Genomic DNA, 1,563 nt, shown 5'->3' with positions numbered 1-1,563 from the left:
CACAATCATACATAGCTACATTATCCTATATATAAATCCATTACATAGTATATAGGAAATATAACATTCAAGATATTCTAATTTTCAAGGCTTCAAAACCACGTATTAATAAAAAAATTAATTATCTTTGTGTGAATTACCAAATATGCATAGTTATGAACCAACAATTCTTGAAAGAAATAGAAAAGGGCTCTAAAAGTGCTCTCGTCAAAAAGAGGATTATTACACATTATATATATAATGGAAGTTCCACAATTCCCGATCTTTCAAAAGAGCTGGATTTAAGTGTACCAACTGTCACCAAATTTATCGGTGAAATGTGTGATGACGGATATATTAATGATTATGGCAAATTGGAGACTAGTGGCGGACGCCATCCCAACCTCTATGGGCTTAATCCGGAATCCGGTTACTTTTTGGGTGTAGACATCAAAAGATTCGCCGTCAATATCGGACTGATAAATTTCAAAGGCGATATGGTAGAATTGAAAATGAATATACCTTATAAGTTTGAGAACTCAATCGAAGGGATGAATGAGTTATGCAAGCATATTCTCAATTTTATAAAGAAGCTCACTATTAATAAAGAGAAGATCTTAAATATTAATGTAAATGTGTCGGGACGTGTAAATCCTGAATCAGGGTATAGCTTCAGTCAATTCAATTTTGAGGAAAGGCCGTTGGCGGATGTATTATCCGAAAAATTGGGATATAAAGTAACCATTGATAATGACACACGCGCCATGACTTATGGCGAATACATGCAAGGCTGCGTGAAAGGAGAAAAGGATATCATTTTTGTAAATGTAAGCTGGGGAGTAGGTATCGGAATTATTATTGATGGTAAGATTTATACCGGGAAATCCGGATTCTCCGGTGAATTTGGACACATGAGTGCTTATGATAATGAGATAATCTGCCATTGCGGAAAAAAAGGTTGCTTGGAGACGGAAGCTTCCGGATCGGCACTTCATCGTATCTTATTAGAGCGTATTCAAAGTGGGGAAAGTTCCATTCTATCTACACGAATCGCCACAGAGGAAAACCCGATCACTCTTGATGAGATCATTGCCGCTGTGAATAAAGAAGACCTGCTTTGCATTGAAATTGTAGAAGAAATCGGACAGAAACTAGGCAAACAGATTGCCGGGCTAATCAATATCTTCAACCCGGAACTGGTCATTATAGGTGGAACTTTATCTTTAACCGGTGATTATATCACCCAGCCCATAAAAACAGCCGTACGCAAGTACTCTCTAAATCTGGTTAATAAAGATTCAGCCATCATCACATCTAAGCTGAAAGACAAAGCCGGCATCGTTGGCGCTTGTATGCTCGCACGCAGCAGAATGTTTGAAAGCTAGTTTTATCTTCTACGCTGGGAGAAAAAGTTATCTATAAAGCGAACAATATAGACTACGGCTACTCCGGCAACCACTAAAACAATAATACGACTCAACATAGATTACATTTTTATATTTCACATCTATTACATACGCAGGATTTCCCTTTTAAAATAAGAATAGGGAATCCTGTAAAAATTAGAACGCTGATTATTAATTA

1 protein-coding gene is annotated in these 1,563 nt (G+C 36.9%); it reads left to right on the top strand.

Translation table 11 applies throughout. The features are described 5' to 3' along the window. Positions 1-155: 155 nt before the first annotated feature. Positions 156-1,364, top strand: a complete 1,209-nt coding sequence (locus ACT8YW_RS23260; protein WP_004307234.1) for an ROK family transcriptional regulator — start codon at positions 156-158, stop codon at positions 1,362-1,364. Positions 1,365-1,563 lie beyond the last annotated feature (199 nt).

Origin of the sequence: Bacteroides sp., assembly GCF_052357945.1 — a bacterium.
Classification (GTDB): Bacteria; Bacteroidota; Bacteroidia; order Bacteroidales; family Bacteroidaceae; genus Bacteroides.
Note: the sequence above shows the minus strand (reverse complement) of the source record. Positions and strands in the feature narration are given on the sequence as shown.

Bases quoted from the DNA above. Each gene is read 5' to 3' on its own strand.
- ACT8YW_RS23260 (WP_004307234.1), top strand. From the start codon at position 156: ATGAACCAACAATTCTTGAAAGAAATAGAAAAGGGCTCTAAAAGTGCT.